This is a genomic window from Acidovorax facilis, assembly GCF_050626955.1.
Lineage (GTDB): Bacteria > Pseudomonadota > Gammaproteobacteria > Burkholderiales > Burkholderiaceae_C > Acidovorax > Acidovorax facilis.
This window is the reverse complement of record NZ_CP192460.1, coordinates 996,163-1,014,630: the sequence shown is the minus strand read 5'-3', so window position 1 is coordinate 1,014,630 and position 18,468 is coordinate 996,163. Positions and strand designations below refer to the sequence as shown.

At 65.7% G+C, this 18,468-nt stretch carries 17 protein-coding genes; 5 read left to right on the top strand and 12 right to left on the bottom strand.

The window, feature by feature from the left end:
* Positions 1 to 94: 94 nt before the first annotated feature.
* Positions 95 to 1,312, bottom strand: coding sequence for a CaiB/BaiF CoA transferase family protein (locus tag ACQ4MJ_RS04605; RefSeq protein WP_431149741.1), 1,218 nt, complete (start codon positions 1,310 to 1,312; stop codon positions 95 to 97).
* A gap of 24 nt (positions 1,313 to 1,336) precedes the next feature.
* Positions 1,337 to 2,305, bottom strand: coding sequence for a hydroxymethylglutaryl-CoA lyase (locus ACQ4MJ_RS04600; protein ID WP_431149742.1), 969 nt, complete (start codon positions 2,303 to 2,305; stop codon positions 1,337 to 1,339).
* 122 nt (positions 2,306 to 2,427) lie between these two features.
* Here ACQ4MJ_RS04600 and ACQ4MJ_RS04595 point away from each other — a divergent pair, with 122 nt between their 5' ends.
* The 3 genes from ACQ4MJ_RS04595 to ACQ4MJ_RS04585 all read left to right on the top strand — a co-directional run bounded on the left by ACQ4MJ_RS04595 (position 2,428) and on the right by ACQ4MJ_RS04585 (position 4,529).
* Positions 2,428 to 3,333: a LysR family transcriptional regulator gene (locus tag ACQ4MJ_RS04595; protein WP_121420622.1), complete on the top strand. Its 906-nt coding sequence runs from the start codon at positions 2,428 to 2,430 to the stop codon at positions 3,331 to 3,333.
* Positions 3,334 to 3,709: 376 nt separating this feature from the next.
* Complete coding sequence (locus tag ACQ4MJ_RS04590; protein WP_010464095.1) at positions 3,710 to 4,018, top strand: winged helix-turn-helix transcriptional regulator; 309 nt, start codon at positions 3,710 to 3,712, stop codon at positions 4,016 to 4,018.
* Positions 4,019 to 4,169: 151 nt separating this feature from the next.
* Positions 4,170 to 4,529, top strand: a complete 360-nt coding sequence (locus ACQ4MJ_RS04585) for an FKBP-type peptidyl-prolyl cis-trans isomerase (RefSeq protein ID WP_121420623.1) — start codon at positions 4,170 to 4,172, stop codon at positions 4,527 to 4,529.
* A gap of 111 nt (positions 4,530 to 4,640) precedes the next feature.
* On the opposite strand, the gene ACQ4MJ_RS04580 is transcribed toward ACQ4MJ_RS04585, so the two are convergent.
* The 4 genes from ACQ4MJ_RS04580 to ppsA all read right to left on the bottom strand — a co-directional run bounded on the left by ACQ4MJ_RS04580 (position 4,641) and on the right by ppsA (position 10,209).
* On the bottom strand, positions 4,641 to 5,147 hold the full coding sequence (locus ACQ4MJ_RS04580; protein WP_055398686.1) for a hypothetical protein: 507 nt from the start codon (positions 5,145 to 5,147) through the stop codon (positions 4,641 to 4,643).
* A gap of 166 nt (positions 5,148 to 5,313) precedes the next feature.
* Positions 5,314 to 7,404, bottom strand: a complete 2,091-nt coding sequence (locus tag ACQ4MJ_RS04575; RefSeq protein WP_431149743.1) for a VC_2705 family sodium/solute symporter — start codon at positions 7,402 to 7,404, stop codon at positions 5,314 to 5,316.
* Between the two features lie 2 nt (positions 7,405 to 7,406).
* The gene (locus ACQ4MJ_RS04570) at positions 7,407 to 7,751 is read right to left on the bottom strand and encodes a DUF4212 domain-containing protein (RefSeq protein ID WP_431149744.1); all 345 of its coding nucleotides are present in this window, start codon (positions 7,749 to 7,751) and stop codon (positions 7,407 to 7,409) included.
* A 67-nt stretch (positions 7,752 to 7,818) separates the two neighbouring features.
* Positions 7,819 to 10,209 carry a phosphoenolpyruvate synthase gene (ppsA, locus tag ACQ4MJ_RS04565; protein ID WP_431149746.1) on the bottom strand — a complete coding sequence of 797 codons (2,391 nt, stop codon included), beginning with the start codon at positions 10,207 to 10,209 and terminating at the stop codon, positions 7,819 to 7,821.
* A 263-nt stretch (positions 10,210 to 10,472) separates the two neighbouring features.
* On the opposite strand from ppsA, the gene ppsR reads away from it, so the two are divergent.
* Complete coding sequence (gene ppsR, locus ACQ4MJ_RS04560) at positions 10,473 to 11,294, top strand: posphoenolpyruvate synthetase regulatory kinase/phosphorylase PpsR (protein ID WP_055398690.1); 822 nt, start codon at positions 10,473 to 10,475, stop codon at positions 11,292 to 11,294.
* Positions 11,295 to 11,465: 171 nt separating this feature from the next.
* On the opposite strand, the gene ACQ4MJ_RS04555 is transcribed toward ppsR, so the two are convergent.
* On the bottom strand, positions 11,466 to 12,395 hold the full coding sequence (locus ACQ4MJ_RS04555; protein ID WP_431149747.1) for a LysR family transcriptional regulator: 930 nt from the start codon (positions 12,393 to 12,395) through the stop codon (positions 11,466 to 11,468).
* A 109-nt stretch (positions 12,396 to 12,504) separates the two neighbouring features.
* Here ACQ4MJ_RS04555 and ACQ4MJ_RS04550 point away from each other — a divergent pair, with 109 nt between their 5' ends.
* Positions 12,505 to 13,491, top strand: coding sequence for a 2Fe-2S iron-sulfur cluster-binding protein (locus ACQ4MJ_RS04550; RefSeq protein ID WP_431149748.1), 987 nt, complete (start codon positions 12,505 to 12,507; stop codon positions 13,489 to 13,491).
* Between the two features lie 13 nt (positions 13,492 to 13,504).
* Here the strand turns inward: ACQ4MJ_RS04550 and maiA are convergent, their stop codons facing one another.
* The 5 genes from maiA to ACQ4MJ_RS04525 form a co-directional block, all read right to left on the bottom strand.
* Complete coding sequence (gene maiA / locus ACQ4MJ_RS04545) at positions 13,505 to 14,149, bottom strand: maleylacetoacetate isomerase (RefSeq protein WP_431149749.1); 645 nt, start codon at positions 14,147 to 14,149, stop codon at positions 13,505 to 13,507.
* A gap of 2 nt (positions 14,150 to 14,151) precedes the next feature.
* Positions 14,152 to 15,153, bottom strand: coding sequence for a Bug family tripartite tricarboxylate transporter substrate binding protein (locus ACQ4MJ_RS04540; protein ID WP_431149750.1), 1,002 nt, complete (start codon positions 15,151 to 15,153; stop codon positions 14,152 to 14,154).
* A gap of 53 nt (positions 15,154 to 15,206) precedes the next feature.
* Complete coding sequence (locus ACQ4MJ_RS04535) at positions 15,207 to 16,331, bottom strand: cupin domain-containing protein (protein ID WP_431149751.1); 1,125 nt, start codon at positions 16,329 to 16,331, stop codon at positions 15,207 to 15,209.
* Positions 16,332 to 16,363: 32 nt separating this feature from the next.
* The gene (locus tag ACQ4MJ_RS04530; protein WP_431149752.1) at positions 16,364 to 17,080 is read right to left on the bottom strand and encodes a fumarylacetoacetate hydrolase family protein; all 717 of its coding nucleotides are present in this window, start codon (positions 17,078 to 17,080) and stop codon (positions 16,364 to 16,366) included.
* An 89-nt stretch (positions 17,081 to 17,169) separates the two neighbouring features.
* Positions 17,170 to 18,447, bottom strand: a complete 1,278-nt coding sequence (locus tag ACQ4MJ_RS04525) for an NAD(P)/FAD-dependent oxidoreductase (RefSeq protein WP_431149753.1) — start codon at positions 18,445 to 18,447, stop codon at positions 17,170 to 17,172.
* Between the last annotated feature and the right edge of the window lie 21 nt (positions 18,448 to 18,468).

Genomic DNA, 18,468 nt, shown 5'->3' with positions numbered 1-18,468 from the left:
GGGTGGGCTGGGGCACGGTTGTCTCCGGTAGTGGGGTTGGAATCCGGGGCCTGCGGTCTGCGCCGCGTGGGTTGCCCCGGTCGTCAAGGAAAAATCAGGCAATGGCCCCGGTGGCCTGCAGCGCGGTCACCTCATCGGCCGTGTAGCCCAGACCCTGCAGCAGCTCTGCCGTGTGCTGGCCCAGGCGCGGCGGGTCGCAGCGCACATCGAGCCGCTGGCCGTCCATGCGCAGCGGCATCAGCGTGATCTGCGCAGTCTGCCCGGCACGTTCGCCATCGGGCAGCGTGATGTCGGCCAGTCCGCCCGTGGCTTGCAGGTGCGGGTCGTCAAACAGTTCTTCGGGCCGGCGGATGGGTGCAAACGGCAGGCCGTGGCGTTCGAAGATGGCCGCCAGTTCGTCGGCCGTGTGCTGCGCCAGCCGCTCGCGCAGCACGGGCATCAGCGTGGGGCGGGCGCGTACGCGGTCGTTGTTGGTGGCCAGGCCGGTGTCGGCCTTCAGGTCGGCATAGCCCATGGCGTCGCAAAAGGTCTGCCACTGCGCATCGCTCACGGCGGCCAAAAAGATCTGCCCGCTGTCCTTCACGCTGAACACGTCGTACACGGCCCAGGACGAAATGCGGTCGGGCATGGGCGCCGCCGGTTTGCCGGTAACGGCGTACTGCATCATGTGCTGGCCGACCAGGAAGACGTTGTTCTCGAACAGGGCCGAGTCCACCTCTTGCCCCCGCCCGGTGATGCCGCGCTGCATCAGCGCCGCCATCGCGCCAATCGCGCCGAACATGCCACCCATGATGTCGTTCACGCTGCTGCCCGCGCGCAGCGGGTCGCCGGGGCGGCCGGTCATGTAGGCCAGGCCGCCCATCATCTGCACCACTTCGTCGAGCGCTGTGCGGTGCTCGTACGGGCCGGGCAAAAAGCCGGTGTGGTTGACGTAGATGAGGCGCGGGTTGAGCTGGCTCAGCGCCGCGTAGTCCAGGCCGTATTTGGTCATCACGCCGGGCTTGAAGTTCTGCGCCACCACATCGGCCGATGCCGCGAGCTTGCGCGCTGCCGCCAGGCCCTCGGGGCTGCGCAGGTCGAGCGCGATGCTCTTCTTGTTGCGGTTGAACATGGGGAAAAAGCCCGCGCCCGCGCCCAGCAGGTGGCGCGTGCGGTCGCCGTCCACCGGCTCGACCTTGATGACCTCGGCGCCCAGGTCGGCAAGCACCATGCCGCAGGTGGGGCCCATGACCATGTGGGTGAACTCCACCACGCGCAGGCCTTCCAGCGGCAGGCGGGGGGATGGTGGGGTGGCGGGTGTGTCGTCGTTCATGTTCAGGGCGTTCCGAAAAGGGGTTCAGGCGGTTGCTGCTTCGTGCAGCGCGGCAGGTGCGGCATTCTGCGGCAGCCCTGCCTGCCACAGCGTGCCATGCAGGGTCTCGCCCGCCAGCCATCCGGCCACGCGCTGGCGCAGTGCGAGCAGCGCAGTCACGTCGATGCCAGTGGCGATGCCCATGCGATCCAGCATGAACACCAGGTCTTCGGTGGTGACGTTGCCACTGGCGCCCGGCGCGTGGGGGCAGCCGCCAATGCCGGCCAGGCAGGCGTCAAAGCGGGTGATGCCCGCCTGCCAGGCGGCATAGACGTTGGCCAGGCCCATGCCACGCGTGTCGTGGAAGTGGGCACAGCAGAGGCGGTCCCCCACCAGGGCCCGCGCTTTTTCAAACAGGCGGGCCACGGCGGCAGGGTCGGCATAGCCCACGGTGTCGGCCAGGCTCACGCGGTCGGCGCCCGCATCCAGCAGCGCTTGCATCAGGCGCAGTACTTCGCTCTCGGCCACCTCGCCCTGCAAGGTGCAACCAAAGGCCGTGCCCACGCCACCTTCGATCAATGTGCGGGTGCCGCTGGCGTCGCGCAGTGCGCGGATGCGGGCCACCTCGGCCACCACCTCGTCGGGGGTCTTGCGCAGGTTGGCTAGGCTGTGTGCGTGGCTGGCGGACAGGGGCACCACCATCAGGTCAGCGCCGCATTCCAGCGCACGCTCTGCCCCCTTGAAGTTGGGCACCAGCACCGAGGCCACCAGGCCCGGCAGGGTTTTGGCGTGGGCCAGCACCTCGGCCGTATCGGCCAGCTGGGGCAGCAGCCGGGCGGGCACGAAGGAGCCCACCTCGATCTCGCGCTGGCCAGCGGCGTAGGCGGCGTTGATCCATTCGATCTTGTGCGCGGTGGAGACCACGGTGGCAATGCTTTGCAGGCCGTCGCGCAGACCCACTTCGCGGACGGTGGCACGCGCCGGGGTGGTGGAAGCGATAGAGGGGGTAAGCACTGCGTTGTCTCCGGCGGGTGGTGTTCTGCCGTCGATTCTAGAAATTCCCAACAGAATCAGAAAATACATTTTGGAAGCCATATGATTCCAAGCAGGAATATCAAACACCTGGAGTCAAGCCCATGCGCGATCTGGACCTGCAGACCCTGCGCCTGTTTGCCGCCGTGTGCGAGCAGCGCAGCATCGCGCGCGTGGCCGAGCAGGAGTCCATCGTGGGCTCGGCCATCAGCAAGCGGCTGGCGCAGCTGGAAGACACGGTGGGCACGGCGCTGCTACTGCGCAAACGCCGTGGCGTGGTGCCCACCCCGGCGGGCGAAACCCTGCTGGAGCACGCGCGCACCATGCTGGCCAGCGTGGGCCAGATTGAACGCGACATGGCGGCCTATGCCACCGGCACGCGGGGCCATGTGCGCATGCTGGTCACGGCCTCGGTGATGGCCGAATCACTGGCAGACGACGTGGCCGCTTTTCTGCAAGACCCGGCGCACCGCGACATCCAGGTAAGCCTGGAGGAGCGCGTGAGCCCGGACGTCGTACAGGGCATCCGTGACGGCAGTGCCTCCATCGGCATCTGCTGGGACGCGGCCGACCTGACAGGCCTGGAAACCTGCGGCTACCGTACCGACCACCTGGCCGTGGTGGCACATGCGCTGCACCCGGTGGCCCAGCACCAGAGCGTGCGTTTTGCCGACGTGCTGGACCATGAATTCGTCAGCATGCCCGCACTGAGCGCCGTGCAGGTGTTGCTGGCGCGCGCTGCGGCCGTGGAGGGAAAGATGCTGGCGCACCGGGTGCTGGTGTCCAACTTCGATGCGGCACTTCGGGTGGTGCGGGCCAACCTGGCCATCAGTGTCGTGCCGCGCGAAGTGGCCCTGCCTTTTGCCCAGACTGCGCCCATCCGGGTGGTTCCACTGAGCGACCCTTGGGCCCGACGGCGCTTCGCCATCTGTTACCGCAGCGCCCAGATGCTGGCCCCGGCCGCACAGTTGCTGGTCAGCCACCTGGCAGGGCTGGGCCGTCAGGAATGACCGTCTAGGAGCCTGTCAGGCTTGGCGAATGGACCGCAGCGGTCCATTTTTGGCTTCGCCGCTCTTCGAGAACACCGCCTTTTTTGCCCCATAGCCGGGCTATGGGGCTGCAAATCCGGCAAAAACTGTCCTCGCTGGGGCCAGTTTTCGCTTTCGACGCTCCAAGTCCTACAGGCTCCCAGAACCGTGGCCCTACCGCAACAGTTTGACTTGTAACACAGGTTTTTCGGGGTGTAGCGCATGTGTGGTGTGCGTTCTGAGCTACCAAACTTGTAGCAAAATGGGTTCCGCGCTATAGTCTCAGCGCATCACCGGGCCCGGCATTCGCCCACCCGAATGAATATTTGATCCAACACTTGCGCGAGGAGAAGCGTCCATGAGCTCCAAAGAAAATGCCGCCATCAACCAGTTGTTCGAGCGGCTCGAATGCCGTTACGCACTGCGCGTGCTGTGGGCCCTGAAGGACGGTCACCCCCAGACCTTCCGCCTGCTGCAGGACAGCGTGGGGGGCATCACCCCCAACACGCTCAACACCCGCATCAAGGAACTGCGCGAAGCCGGTTTTGTAGACCACGGCAGCGACGGCTACACCGTCACCCCCTCGGGCGCCGACCTGCTCAAGCGCCTGTCGGACGTGCAGGCCTTCGCCACCCGCTGGGTCGCTGGCCGCGCCAAAAAAGCCTGACGCCAAACAGCCCCCCCCGCCCCACTCAGGGAAAAGCCCCGCCGGACCTCCGCGCGGGGCTTTCGTTAAAATAGGGGTCAAAAATGCTGCTAGCGCTTAACCATCAAGCGCCAATAGCTCTTTTTTTAATAGCAAACAAGGAATTTCACCCATGGCACTGACCACCACCGCATCCGGCCTGCAATACGAAGACACCACCGTGGGCGAAGGCACCGAAGCCACCAAGGGCCAGAACGTGTCGGTGCACTACACCGGCTGGCTCTACAACAACGGCGAGCAAGGTGCTAAGTTCGACTCCAGCCGCGACCGCAACGACCCCTTCGAGTTCTCGCTGGGCGCGGGCATGGTCATCAAGGGCTGGGACGAAGGCGTGCAAGGCATGAAGATCGGTGGCCAGCGCACCTTGATCATTCCTGCCGCCCTCGGCTACGGCGCACGCGGCGCGGGCGGCGTGATTCCACCGAACGCCACGCTCAAGTTCGATGTGGAACTGCTCAAGGTCGGCCGCTGAGCACTGCGCCCTGTGACGCACTAAACACAAAGCGGCCTGGGGCCGCTTTTTTTGTGCCAACACTTCACGCATGAACCTGGTGCGCCTCTCGGGGGAGAGGATCCGGGCGCCTCAATCAAAAAGCGCTTCGTCCAGCCGCTTGAATTTGGCGTCACCCACCGCCTCGCGGATCTTGGGTGCCAGCGCCGCCAGATCCTCGAAGCTGCCCGCCCCTTCCACCGCCAGATTCAACCGGAACCCACGCAGCCCCAGCCCCGCTGTCAGTTCGGTGGCGATCGGGTAGGCCGCCTGGTAACGCTCCTTGGGTGAGCGCCCGGAGCCCTCCAGCGGCGACGCCACCGTCCCCAGATCGGTGGCCGGTGCAGGCTCTGCCGTCGCATCATGCGGGGTGGCAAAAGCTGCAGGCAGAGACTGCCCCGGCAGCGGAGCCAGCAGTCCCTGCGCAATCATGGCCTGGACATCCTCCTGCGTGATCCCCATGGCTGCCGTGGCCGCCAGTATTTCGCCCGTAGAGCGCTTTCCGTCAAAAAGAATAAAAGCCGAGCGCTGGCGTGAGCTGAGGCTACCGCGCCGATCCTTGAGCGCTTCCTGCCCTGCCTGCGTTTTGACGAGAACCATGAATCTCCTTGAGCTGAACCATTGTGGCGTGACCGAAGCTCACCCCGACAGGTAAGCTTTTACGCTCCAGATTCTCACGTTTGCGCAGGCTTGGTAATCGGGGTTTACGCATAACCCATTAGCAGGCGCAGGGACAGGGCACTCCAGCCTGCCAACCCAAGTCCCCCTACATCTCGGACCGGATGCGCGGCAGCGCCGGGGCAGGCCGGGTCAACCAGCTCACCACCACCGTCGCTACCAAGCCGGTGGGCACGCCAAACACCCCGGCAGAGACGGGCTGAATACCAAACCACAGCCCGTCTGCCAGCATCCAGCTGGGCAGCGCGCGCATGGCGGGCACATGCGACAGCAGGTAGTACACCGCCACGCCAAGCCCTGCCAGCATGCCCGCCACCGCCCCCTGCCGCGTGGTGCCGCGCCAGAAGATGCCCAGCACCATCACCGGCACAAAGGCCGAAGCCGCCAACGAGAACGACGCCGACACCATCGGCAGAATCTCAGAGGGTTTGAGCGCCGCTACAAATGCCGCCGACAAGGCCACGGACAGCAAGGCAAACTTGCTCAGAATCACACGCTGCTCCGGCGACGCCTGGCGCTTTGCGTCCTGAAAATACAGGTCGCGCACCAGGGCGTTGCTGATGGTGAGCAGCAGCCCGTCAGCGGTAGACAGCGCCGCCGCCAGCCCGCCAGCCGCCACCAGGCCCGACACCACATAGGGCAAGCCCCCCAGCTCCGGCGTGGCCAACATGATGAGGTCGGCCCCCAGCCGGATCTCTCCAAACTGCACGATGCCGTCAGCGTTCACGTCTTCCACCGACAACAGCGAGCTGTCCACCCGCGCCCATTGGGCCATCCAGGTGGGCAAAGCCTCGAAACTGCTGCCCACCAGGTTTTGCATGACCTCGAATTTCACCAGCACCGCCAACGCGGGCGCACTCAGGTACAGCAAGGCGATGAAAAACAGCGACCACGCCACCGATGCCCGCGCCGCCGACACCGTGGGCGAGGTGTAGTAGCGCGTGAGCAGGTGCGGCAAGCCTGCCGTGCCCACCATCAGGCAGAACATGAGTGCCAGGAAGTTGCGGCGCGTCAGCTCGTAGTCGCGTTGCTCGTCGGGCGTGCCCTGCGGGTCACCCACATACGCCTGGCTGTGCAGGGGCAAGCCGCCCAGGGGACGCGCACGCTCGTAGTTCTCGCGCATTTCGCGGGTCCAGCGTTCGCGCGCCGCTGCGGCATCGCGCGGCAGGGCCGCCAGCTCGCGGCTGGCCGTGACGATCAAACCTACATCAGCGTTCTGGGTGCGCAGCGCGCGAATGCGCTCCCGCCCTTTCTCGCGCTCACGCTCCAGGGCGCCTTCCACATCACGCAGCCGCGCCTCAAAATCCTGGGCGCGCCGCAGGTAGGTCTGCACCACCTGATGCTCTGCGGGGGAATCGAGCAGCTGCGCTTCCAGGTCGGCGATCTTGCTGATCTGCGCGCCATAGACTGCGGGCGCCAACGGGTTGCCCAATTGTTTGTACGCCAGCCAGGACACCGGGATCAGGAACGCCAGCAGCACCACCACATACTGCGCCACCTGCGTCCAGGTGATGGCGCGCATGCCACCGAGGAAGGAGCACAGCAGCACCCCGCCCAGGCCCAGCATGATGCCGATCTCGAACTGCACACCGGTCAGGCGCGAAGCGATCAGCCCCACACCGTAAATCTGCGCCACCACGTATGTGAACGAACAGAGCACCGCCGCCAGCGCCGCAATCACACGCGGCCACCGGCCGCCAAAACGCACATGGAAAAAATCGGGCACGGTGTACAGGCCCATGGCGCGCAGGTGCGGTGCGATCAGCATCGCCACCAGGCAAAAGCCTCCCGTCCACCCCAGCAGATAGGCCAGCCCCCCGGCCTGCCCCGGTGTGCCGGAAAAACCCTGCAGGTAAAGCGCCCCCGACAGACTGATGAACGATGCGGCACTCATCCAGTCTGCCGCTGCCGCCATGCCGTTGTACATGGGCGGAATGCGCCGACCCGCCACGTAGTATTCCTCGGGGTCGGTGGTACGGCCATAGACACCGATGCCCGCGTAGACCATCACCGTGAGGAACAGAAAAATCGGCCCGATCCAGTGCCGCGAAAGCCCCTGGTGCTCTGCCCAGGTCATCAGCGCCAGAAAGGCCAGCACACCGGTCACATACAGCGCCAGGATGCGGTGCAACCGCCACAGATAGGCCCGATCGGTGTCGGAAGAATTGTTTTCAGCCATGGTCAGCCGTGGGGGCGGTTCGCGTCGTCCGAAAGGGCTGCTGCATCCGCTGCGAGGCGCTCCGCATCCTGCCGTTCGAAGCGGTTCATGGCCCAGCCATAGACCACCACGATGCCAATGAACACCAGCACAGCCCCCTGCGCTGCGATCCAGTAGCCCAGGGGCCAGCCGCCAAATACCAGCACCTGCAGGTCCCGGGCGAAGTAAGTGGCACCAAACGACACCAGCGCCCACAGCAGCAGCAAGCCGGCCTTGAGCTTCAGGTGCCGCACATCGTGCAGATCGGGCGGAAAAGGCCCCGCCAACTCGATGTCGGCAGAACGCGGGGGCTGCTGCGGGGGCTGCATCACAGGCACGGCATCAGGGACGCAGTGGCGGGTGGTGCAGTCGGCACATGGCAGCCCGGTCGGAGCGTCAGCCTGCCAGTTGCTGCCAGGTGGCGATCACGCTGTCGGGGTTGAGCGAGATCGACGAGATGCCTTCCTTGGCCAGCCACTGCGCAAAGTCAGGGTGGTCGCTGGGGCCCTGGCCGCAGATGCCGATGTACTTGCCCTGGGCCAGGCAGGCCTTGATGGCCTGATGGATCAGTGCTTCGACAGCAGGGTCACGCTCATCAAAGTCCTGCGCCAGCAGCTCCAGGCCCGAGTCGCGGTCCAGGCCCAGCGTGAGCTGGGTCAGGTCGTTGGAGCCTATGGAGAAGCCGTCGAAGAACTCCAGGAAGCGCTCGGCCAGGATGGCATTGCTAGGCACCTCGCACATCATGATGACCTTGAGGTCGTCCTTGCCGCGCTGAAGGCCATGGGTGGCCAGCAGCTTGGTCACGCGCTCGGCCTGGCCCAGCGTGCGCACAAACGGCACCATCACCTGCACGTTGGTCAGGCCCATGTCGTTGCGCACGCGCTTGAGCGCCTCGCACTCCATGGCAAAGGCTTCACCGAAGTCTTCGCTGATGTAGCGGGCTGCGCCACGGAAGCCGAGCATCGGGTTTTCTTCCTCGGGCTCGTAGCGGCTGCCGCCGATCAGCTTGCGGTATTCGTTGGACTTGAAGTCCGACAGGCGCACGATGACGGGCTTGGGCCAGAAGGCGGCGGCAATAGTGGCCACGCCTTCGGCGACCTTGTCCACATAGAACGCCCTGGGGCTGGCATGGCCACGGGCCACGGACTCCACGGCCTTCTTCAGGTCGGCATCGATCTGGGGGTAGTCCAGGATGGCCTTGGGGTGCACGCCAATGTTGTTGTTGATGATGAACTCCAGCCGGGCCAGACCCACGCCTTCATTGGGCAGCTGGCAGAAGTCAAAGGCCAGCTGGGGGTTGCCCACGTTCATCATGATCTTGGTCTTGATGGGGGGCATCGCACCGCGCTGCACTTCGGTCACCTCGGTTTCAAGCAGGCCGTCATAGATCTTGCCCGTGTCGCCCTCGGAGCAGCTCACCGTGACCAGCGTGCCGTCCTTCAGGCGCTCGGTCGCGTCGCCGCAGCCGACCACGGCCGGGATGCCCAGCTCGCGCGCAATGATGGCGGCGTGGCAGGTGCGGCCGCCGCGGTTGGTGACGATGGCGCTGGCGCGCTTCATCACGGGCTCCCAGTTGGGGTCGGTCATGTCGGTCACGAGCACATCGCCGGGCTGGACCTTGTCCATCTCGGAGATGTTGTGCACCAGGCGCACCGGGCCGGTGCCGATCTTCTGGCCAATGGCGCGGCCCTCGGCCAGCACGGTGCCGTGGCCCTTGAGCTTGTAGCGCAGCTCGGCCTGGCCCTTGGCCTGGCTTTTCACCGTCTCGGGGCGGGCCTGCAGGATGTAAAGCTGGCCGTCGGTGCCGTCCTTGCCCCACTCGATGTCCATGGGGCGGCCGTAGTGCTGCTCGATCACCAGCGCGTAGCGGGCCAGTTGCTCCACATCAGCGTCGGTCAGCGAGTAGCGGTTGCGCTGCTCGGTGGGCACGTCCACGGTCTTGACCAGCTTGCCGCTGGCGGCTTTTTCTTCCGCGCTGGAGAACACCATCTGGATCAGCTTGCTGCCCAGGTTGCGGCGGATCAGCGCCTTCTTGCCGGCCTGGAGCATGGGCTTGTGCACGTAGAACTCGTCGGGGTTCACGGCGCCCTGCACCACGGTTTCGCCCAGGCCGTAGCTGCTGGTGATGAAGACCACGTCTTCAAAGCCGGATTCGGTGTCGATCGTGAACATCACGCCGGCAGCGCCCAGGTCGGAGCGCACCATGCGCTGCACACCGGCCGACAGGGCCACCACATCGTGCTCGAAGCCCTTGTGCACCCGGTAGGAAATGGCGCGGTCGTTGTACAGCGACGCGAACACTTCCTTCATCTTGTGCATGACTTCGTCGATGCCCACTACGTTCAGGAAGGTTTCCTGCTGGCCTGCAAACGAAGCGTCGGGCAGGTCCTCTGCCGTGGCCGACGAGCGCACGGCAAACGAGGCGGCGGGGTTGCCAGCGCTCAGCTTGGCAAATTCATCAGCAATGGCCTTTTGCAGGTCGGCCGGGAAGGGCTGGGCCTCGACCATGGCGCGGATTTCTGCACCGACTTGTGCAAGCGCGCGCACGTCTTCGGTGTCCAGGCTCTTGAGCTTGGCGCTAATGCGGTCGGCCAGGCCGTCGTAGGCCAGGAACTCGCGGAACGCGTGGGCGGTGGTGGCAAAGCCCGTGGGCACACGCACGCCCTGCGGCAGCTGGGAGATCATCTCGCCGAGGCTGGCGTTTTTACCGCCAACGACCTCGACATCGGTCATTCTCAGGTTTTCAAACGGTACGACCAGGGCGGTCGGGCTGAAAAGTGCAGACATGGGAAAGCTCCAGAAGTTGAAACCGGGTCTGCGTGCCGGGCCCTGGATGGCTCCTGACAGGCGGCCATGCACGGCCTGAGGCTTTGTCGTTGTGGTTGTGGGCCGACGCGGTGCATGGTGAGAATTGGATAATTGTGACAATTGTAGGCCCGAGCATCTGGCAGCGGGCTGACGCTTTCACGCGACTGACGCAAAACGGGGGTGCCTCCACTTTTTCGTGGTGTCCACCCGTCTGGCGCAAACCGCATCAAAAAAGGGCCTCCATGCACTCGCGCACCGTATTTTTTGTCTCTGACGGCACCGGCATCACTGCCGAAACCTTCGGCAACGCCATCCTGGCCCAGTTCGAGATGAAGCCGCGCCATGTGCGCCTGCCCTTCATCGACACGGTGGACAAGGCCCACCAGGCCGTGCGGCAGATCAACCACACCGGCGAAGTCGAGGGCAAAAAGCCCATCGTCTTCACCACGCTGGTCAACATGGAAGTGCTCAAGGTCATCCAGGACGGCTGCAAGGGCATGCTGCTCGATATGTTTGGCACCTTCGTCCACCCGCTGGAGCAGGAGCTGGGCATCAAGTCGCACCACCGCGTGGGCCGCTTCAGCGACGTCAGCCGCAGCAAGGAATACACAGACCGCATCGAAGCCATCAACTTCAGCCTGGCCCATGACGACGGCCAGAGCAACCGCGACCTGGCCGGTGCCGACGTAATCCTGGTGGGCGTGAGCCGCAGCGGCAAGACCCCCACCAGCCTGTACCTGGCCATGCAGTGCGGCCTGAAAGCCGCCAACTACCCCCTCATCCCCGAGGATTTCGAGCGCCGCCAGCTGCCCCCCGCCCTGGTGCCGTTTCGCAGCAAGATCTTTGGCCTGACCATCAGCCCCGACCGCCTGGCCGAGATCCGCGCCGAGCGCCGCCCCAATTCGCGCTATGCCAGTCTGGAGAACTGCCGCATGGAGGTCTCCGAAGCCGAGGCCATGATGCGCCGCGCAGGCATCCGGTGGTTGTCCACCACCACCAAGTCGATTGAAGAGATTGCGACGACCATCCTGCAGGAGATTCGGCCGGAGAGGCTGGTGTATTGAGCAGCGTTGCATGGCAAGTACGGCCCAACCTCCCTCGGGGGCCATGGCGGATTCATGCAAAAACAGGCTCTACCGCCCTACTGACAAGCGCAACACGCTATAAATAATATAGCAATGTTCTCTCAGGACCGGCGGTGCAGTCTGGCTTGCGCCGCAGACCCCACCCACCGATCACGCCAAACCACCGCCAGCGGGGCCATCGCCCCCAAACAATTCAAACACCATGCTGCGCAGCCATTGGTTCACCGGCTCGCGGTGCACCTTGGCATGCCAAAACACGCTGATGGGCGCGTCAGGCAGTTTGACGGGGTGCGTGCGCAGCACCAGGCCAAAGGGCTCGACCAGCTTGAGCGCCAGCCGCTCGGGCACCGTCGCCACCAGCGCCGTGCTTTGGAGGATGTGGCCCACGCTCACAAAGTGCGGCACGCTCAGCCGCACCAGGCGGTCGATGCCGGCCTTCTGGATCAATTCATCCACCTTGCCGTGCCCCGTGCCCGCCGACACGATCACCAGATGCTCTGCCGCCTTGTAGTCCGACAGCAGCAGCTTGGGCCGGTCCAGCGCATGGCCCTTGCGGAACAGGCACACATAACGCTGGCGGAACAAGCGCCGCTGGAAAAATCCCGCTTTCAGCTGCGGCAGCAGGCCGATGGCCAAGTCCACCTTGCCAGCCTCCATGTCTTCGCGCAGATGGGCCGCGTTGTTGCGCACGGTGTTCAGCGTGACGCCCGGCGCCTCCCGCCCCAGGCGCTCCAGCAGCGCGGGCAGAAAGACGATCTCGCCAATGTCTGTCATGCCGATGGTGATGGTGCGCTTGAGCGTTGCGGGCGTGAACTGTGTGCGCTGGTTCAGCCCGCTGTGGATCATGCCCAGCGCATAGCCCACGGATTCGCCCAGTTGCTCGGCAAAAGGCGTGGGCACCATGCCGCCCGAGGTGCGCAAGAACAACTCGTCTCCAAAAATGCGCCGAAGCTTGGCCAGCGCGTTGCTGACCGCAGGCTGAGTCAGCCCCAGGTTGTCGGCCACCTTCGACACGCGCCGTTCGACCATGAGTTGCTGAAACAGCACCAGCAGGTTCAGGTCGATATCCGATAGCTCCATCGCCACTCCATCAGCTCGGGTGATATGAAGTGGCGATGGTATTGCAGCCAGTGATTCGCAGGCGCTTTCGTGGGCACAATGGGCTGGATGAAATCGACCGCAGCCCGCCATGGACATCCTCGTTCAGCCGCTTAACCGCGTGATCCGCGCCGAGCCCGGCGTGAACCTGCTCGACGCCCTGCGCGCAGCGCAGGTTCCGATGTCGTATTCATGCCTGTCGGGCCGCTGCGGAATCTGCCGCTGCCGGGTGCTGTCTGGTGAGGTGCTCGATGGCGGGCGCGAGCAGCAGCGCCCGCTGGACGGCGTGGACGGTGCCGTGCTGGCCTGCCAGACCTATGTGACCGAGCCCTGCACCATCGAAGTGCCAGCCCCCGGCGAAGCCGTGGTGCACCGTGCGCGCGTGGCCAAGGCCACCGTGGTGGCCATCGAGCCGCTGGCGGCAGACATCCGGCGCCTGCTGCTCAAGGTGGCAAAACCGATTGCGTTTTCACCGGGGCAGTACATGCAACTGGGGTTCACACCGACGCACGTGCGCCCCTACTCCATGGCAAACCTGCCGGGCGAGCAGCTGCTGGAGTTTCATGTGCAACTCATGCCCCAGGGCCGGGTCAGCGGCTACATCGCCGGGCAGCTCAAGGTGGGGGACAAGGTCAAGGTCAGCGGGCCGCTGGGTGCGGCGTATCTGCGCCAACAGCACACGGGGCCCATGCTGTGCGTGGCTGGGGGCACCGGGCTGGCATCGGTGCTGTCGGTGGTGCGCGGCGCAGTGGCTGCCGGAATGCGCAACCCCATTCACCTGTACTTCGGCCTGCGCTCGCCGCGCGAGCTGTATGGCCTGGCATGGCTGGACCATTTGCGCAGCGTGCACCCTGCCCTGCAGGTGCATGTGGTGGTGGCCTCGGGTGCCGACTCTGCCACGCAGCGGCGCGGGCTGGTGACCCAGGCCATCGAGCAGGACCACGCGAGCCTGCAAGGCTGGCAGGCGTATCTGTGCGGCTCGCCGCCGATGGTGGAAACCACCACACTGCTGGCGCTGGGCAAAGGCCTGGAGGTGGCCCACCTCCATGCCGAGGCCTTTTACATGCAGGGCGACTGAGGGGTAAGTTCCTTCAGGCGCAGCCCGCATCCGGCTGCGCGCTCGGCGCCGCCTTGCGAAACGCTTCCAGCTGCGCGCAGGCCGCGTCCACTGCCTGCAACAGCGGCCAGCGCGACAAGTCCACCTTGAAGCGGCGCGCGCTCTCCACCTGCGGCACCAGGTACACATCGGCCAGCGTGGGGCTGCTGCCAAAGCAGAAGTCACCGCGCTGCGGGTCCTTCGACAGCAGCGCCTCGATGGCGTCAAAGCCCGCGCTGATCCAGGTGCCGCACCAGTCGTTCACGGCAGCCTCGTCGGCACCAAAGCGATGGCGCAGCGCCTCCAGAATGCGGCGGTTGTTGATGGGATGGATGTCGCAGCCCACGATGGCAGCCAGAGCGCGCACCTGGGCGCGATCGCCTGCATCGCCGGGCAGCAGCGGTGGGGTGGGATAGCGCTCTTCGAGCCACTCGATGATGGCGGGCGACTGGATCATCAGGCGCTCGTCGGCCTCCAGCACGGGCACGAACTGCTGCGGGTTGATGGCCTTGAAGGTATCGCCCAGATGTTCCTCACGCCGCAAATCGACCGCAACCTGTTCGTAGGCCAGCCCCTTGAGGTTGAGCGCGATGCGCAAGCGGTGGGATGTTCCGCTGCGGAAGAAGGAATAGAGCTTCATGGTCAGTCCAGGGCAATCTTGGCGCGCTTGACGACTTCACCAAACGTGCGCGAATCGCGTTCGATGGCCTTGGTGAGTTCGGCGGGCGGGCCGATGTAGGGCTCAAACCCGAAGGTCGCCAGGCGCTCCTTGACCTCCGAGGTGGCCAGCACCTTGCCCACGTCGGCATTGATCTTCTCGATGGCGGCCTTCGGCGTGCCAGCAGGCGCGAACAGGCCCACCCAGGTCTTCACTTCAAACCCGGCCGGGCCGCCCGCTTCGCCCATGGTCGGAATGTCGGTGAAGCCCGCCAGACGCTGGGGTGCGGCCAGGGCCAGAAACTTCACCTTCTTGGCCTGGTACATCGGTCCGGCCGTCGCCGCCGTGCCAAACGCCCACTTGATGTCGCCCGTGGCCACAGAGGTGTAGACGCTGCCCATGTCCTTGTACGGCACATGCATCATCTTCGTGCCCGTTGCTGCCTCCAGACTCGCCGCGCCCACATGGGCCACGCTGCCGATGCCCCAGGAGCCGTAGGTGATGTCGCCTGGCGCCGCCTTGGCCGCCTTGATCAGATCGCCCACATCCTTCCAGGGCGAGTTGGCCGCCACCACCACAAAGAAGTTCGTGAAATACACCGGCGCCACGGGCTCAAAGTCCTTCAACGGGTCATAGGGCAGTTGCTTGAACACATGCGGCTGCAAAGCCATGTGGGTGTTGTCCACCTGCAGCAGCGTGTAGCCGTCTGGCGTTGCGCGCTTGGCATCGCCGATGGCGATGAAACCGTTGGCCCCTGGTTTGTTGTCGATGACAAGTTGCTGCCCCCAGTTGCGCGACAAGCGCTCACTGAGGATGCGCATCACCGCATCGGGGCCACTGCCGGGCGAATACGGCGCGACGGAGCGAACGGGTTTGGCGGGGAAGGTCTGCGCCACGGCGTCGGGCACGCTCGCGGCGGCCACAAGGGCCAGCGCGCAGAGCGCCAGGGCAGGTCTCAAAATCTGTGAACGAATGGCGGTCAGCATGGGGGGTGTCTCCTTGGTTTTATGAAAGCCGAATCCGGCTGGTGAGTGATGGATCAAACAGTGACTTGCGCACGGTGGCTGTGCAGCGCCTCAAAAATCGGCGCATCGCTGAAGCGGAACAGGTCGAGCGCGCCAGCGGCCGATGCCTGGGCCGAGAACGGTTGCCACGACGGCACCACAAACAAGTCGCCCCGCGCCACCTGCCAGGTGCGCTCACCCACCGTGACGGTGCCGCTGCCGTCAAACACCTGGAACACGGACGAACCCACCTCGCGGTGCACCCGCGTCGCGCCGCCCGCGCGCACGCGGTGCATTTCGGTCCGCATCGTGGGCAACACATCGGCGCCGGTGGTGGGGTTGGTAAAGCGCACCGCCGCATGCCCGGGGCTCAGCGTGCCCGCCTGGCCTTCGTCTTCCAGCGCGAGCTGATCGGCCAGCGCACGGTCTGTGTCCACCCAGCGGTAGGCCAGCAGGGGCGTGGCGGGCTGCGCCTGCACCATCGATACCGGGCGCAGGCCCGGGTGGCCCCACAGCCTTTCGGAATAAGAACGCTCGGCGGTGGTGCGCTCGGCAGGCGGGAGCTTCTCGCGCCCCACTTCGAAGAACTGGCTCTCGGTGTAGTACGAGAACGGAATGTCCAGGCCATCGATCCAGGCCATGGGCTCGGTGGCAGCGTTGTGGTGGGCATGCCAGTTCCAGCCGGCCTGGGGCAGAAAGTCGCCCCGCGACATGCGCACGGCATCGCCATTCACCACGGTCCACACGCCCTCGCCTTCCACCACAAAACGAAACGCGTGCTGCGTGTGCCGGTGCTCGGGGGCGTCTTCGCCAGGCATCAGGTACTGAATGGCGGCCCACAGCGCGGGCGTGGCAAACGGGCGCCCACCCAGCGCAGGGTTGGCCAGCGCAATCGCACGGCGCTCGCCGCCACGGCCCACAGGCACGATGGCGCCCGCCTGTGCGGCCAGGGCCTTCAAGCGGTCCCAGCGCCACAGATGGGGCACGGCCTTGGATTGGGGCTGTCGGGGCATCAGGTCGCCGATCTGCGTCCAGAGCGGTACCAGCAGCTCTTGCTCAAAGCCCCGGTACAGCTGCTCCAGCTCGGGCGTCGGATCGGGCTGGCCATTGCCCGCAACGGCGTGCAGCCGCACGGGGGAAGGCGTGAGGTCGGTGGTCATGGTGGCTTGTCTCCTGGATGTGGCTTTTTTTCTTATTCCGCCGGGCCAACGTGGAGCACGATGCTGCCCACGCCTTCAATGTGGCCTTCAATGCGGTCGCCTGCCAGCACGGGGCCTACGCCCTCGGGCGTGCCGGTGAAGATCAGGTCACCCGGCTGCAGGTGGTAGAACTTGGACAGGTCGGCAACTAGCTCGGGGATGTTCCAGATCAGCTTGGACAGGTCGGACTTCTGGCGCACAGCGCCGTTGACCGACAGCTCCAGGTCGCCCTGGCCCAGCACCACCTGCGGCATGGGCACGATCTCGGAGACCACGGACGACTGCTCCACATCCTTGCCCAGGTCCCAAGGCCGGCCCTTATCCCGCGCCACCAGTTGCAGGTCGCGGCGCGTCATGTCCAGGCCGCAGGCATAGCCATAGACAAGGCGGGGCGCATCGGCCTCGCTCACGCGAAAACCGGGCGCACCAATGGCCAGCACCAGTTCCATTTCGTGGTGGTAGTTCTGTGTGCCGGGTGGGTAGGCCACGGTCGCGCCAGACTCGACCAGCGTGGACGGCGCCTTGGTGAAGTAAAACGGCACTTCCACCGCCTTGTCCACCGGGCGCCCCATCTCAACCGCATGCGCGTGGTAGTTGCGGCCCACAAAGAACAGCCGGTGGATGGGCAGGTGCTCGCTGCGGCCACGCACAGGCAGCGAATAGACGGGGGGCGGGGTCCAGAGGTAAGTGGTTGACGTGGTTACGGTCATCGGCGGTTTCCTTAGCGGGTTGTCGTGTTCGGTTCTGGTGAGCTTGGGTGCGGGTGCGGGCTTCTGTGCTGCGTGGCATCCATGCGGGTTCACAGCTTTGCCATCGGCGTGTTCAGGTCGGCCAACCGCTCGGCATCCACCGGCTCGCGCTGCTCGATCAGCCTGCGGGCAAAGCGCAGGTCGCGCGCTGCGTTGGCCCCTACGGCGGCCTGCACCACATCGCCCGCCAGGTAAAACAACACAAAGCTGCCGCTGGCCGGGTCGCCGCGCTGCACCACGCGTTGCGCAGGCGTGGGCATGCCGTAGATCTGCAGGTTCATGCCGTACTGGTCGGACCAGAACCATGGCAGCGGTTGGTAGTCCACGGCCTGGCCCAGGGCGGAGCGCGCAGCGGCCATGCCCTGCTCCTGCGCGTTCTGCCACGACTCCAGCCGCAGGCTGCGGCCCGCCCAGGGGTTGGGTGCCACGGCCACATCGCCTGCGGCCAGGATGTGGGGGTCGGACGTTCGGCATTGGGCATCGACCAGCACACCACCTTCGCAAGCCAGGCCCGCCTCACGCGCCAGCTCGTCGTTGGGCACCAGGCCAACACCCAGCACGATGGTGTCGCACGCCAGCGCGCTGCCATCGGCCAGCAAGACCTCCGAGCGGCCATCTGCAGCGCGGGCAAAGCCCCGCACCCCCGCGCCCAGCAGCACGCGCACACCCTGGGCGCGGTGCAGCGCCAGCAGATACGCCGACACCTCGGCGGGCACGGTGCGTTCACACAAGCGGCTTTGCGTCTCCACCACCACTACTGCCGCGCCCTGCTGGCGTGCGGTGGCTGCCACTTCCAGGCCGATCCAGCCGCCGCCCACCACCACCACGCTGCGGCCAGGCCGAAGGGCCGGGGCCAGCGCATGCGCATCTTCAATGGTGCGCAGCGTGTGCAGCGGCACCTGGTCTGCCCCCGGCAAGGCAAGCCGCCGGGCGCGCCCCCCGGTGCACAGGATGAGCTTGTCGTAGGGCTGTGCTGTGCCATCCGACAGCAGCACCTGCTTGGCAGCGCGGTCAATGCGGTGCACCTGCACGCCGGGCCGCCATTGCACCGCCAGGGCGTCAAAGGCCTCGGGCTTCATGAGGCGCGTGCTCTCCGGCGCTGCTGCGCCCGAGAGCACCGCCTTCGACAGCGGTGGCCGCTCGTGCGGCGGATGGGCTTCGTCACCGATCAGCACCACGCGGCCCGCAAAGCCTTCGCTGCGCAGCGCCTGCGCCGCCCAGCCGCCCGCCTGGCCCGCACCGACGATCACGATGGTGTGGGCCGAGTGGGCGTTAGCGCCTTCATGCGGCAATGCAGCAGCCTCGACCTCAAGTCGTTCGGCAGTCATGGGGGTCTCCTTGAAAGGGGT

Coding starts and splice junctions, on each gene's coding strand:
- ACQ4MJ_RS04580 (WP_055398686.1), bottom strand. CDS start 5,147: ATGGTTCTCGTCAAAACGCAGGCAGGGCAGGAAGCGCTCAAGGATCGG.
- ACQ4MJ_RS04530 (WP_431149752.1), bottom strand. CDS start 17,080: ATGACCGTAACCACGTCAACCACTTACCTCTGGACCCCGCCCCCCGTC.
- ppsA (WP_431149746.1), bottom strand. CDS start 10,209: ATGTCTGCACTTTTCAGCCCGACCGCCCTGGTCGTACCGTTTGAAAAC.
- ACQ4MJ_RS04605 (WP_431149741.1), bottom strand. CDS start 1,312: ATGAACGACGACACACCCGCCACCCCACCATCCCCCCGCCTGCCGCTG.
- ACQ4MJ_RS04585 (WP_121420623.1), top strand. CDS start 4,170: ATGGCACTGACCACCACCGCATCCGGCCTGCAATACGAAGACACCACC.
- ACQ4MJ_RS04555 (WP_431149747.1), bottom strand. CDS start 12,395: ATGGAGCTATCGGATATCGACCTGAACCTGCTGGTGCTGTTTCAGCAA.
- ACQ4MJ_RS04540 (WP_431149750.1), bottom strand. CDS start 15,153: ATGCTGACCGCCATTCGTTCACAGATTTTGAGACCTGCCCTGGCGCTC.
- ACQ4MJ_RS04575 (WP_431149743.1), bottom strand. CDS start 7,404: ATGGCTGAAAACAATTCTTCCGACACCGATCGGGCCTATCTGTGGCGG.
- ACQ4MJ_RS04590 (WP_010464095.1), top strand. CDS start 3,710: ATGAGCTCCAAAGAAAATGCCGCCATCAACCAGTTGTTCGAGCGGCTC.
- ACQ4MJ_RS04595 (WP_121420622.1), top strand. CDS start 2,428: ATGCGCGATCTGGACCTGCAGACCCTGCGCCTGTTTGCCGCCGTGTGC.
- ACQ4MJ_RS04525 (WP_431149753.1), bottom strand. CDS start 18,447: ATGACTGCCGAACGACTTGAGGTCGAGGCTGCTGCATTGCCGCATGAA.
- ACQ4MJ_RS04535 (WP_431149751.1), bottom strand. CDS start 16,331: ATGACCACCGACCTCACGCCTTCCCCCGTGCGGCTGCACGCCGTTGCG.
- ACQ4MJ_RS04570 (WP_431149744.1), bottom strand. CDS start 7,751: ATGCAGCCCCCGCAGCAGCCCCCGCGTTCTGCCGACATCGAGTTGGCG.
- ACQ4MJ_RS04550 (WP_431149748.1), top strand. CDS start 12,505: ATGGACATCCTCGTTCAGCCGCTTAACCGCGTGATCCGCGCCGAGCCC.
- ppsR (WP_055398690.1), top strand. CDS start 10,473: ATGCACTCGCGCACCGTATTTTTTGTCTCTGACGGCACCGGCATCACT.
- maiA (WP_431149749.1), bottom strand. CDS start 14,149: ATGAAGCTCTATTCCTTCTTCCGCAGCGGAACATCCCACCGCTTGCGC.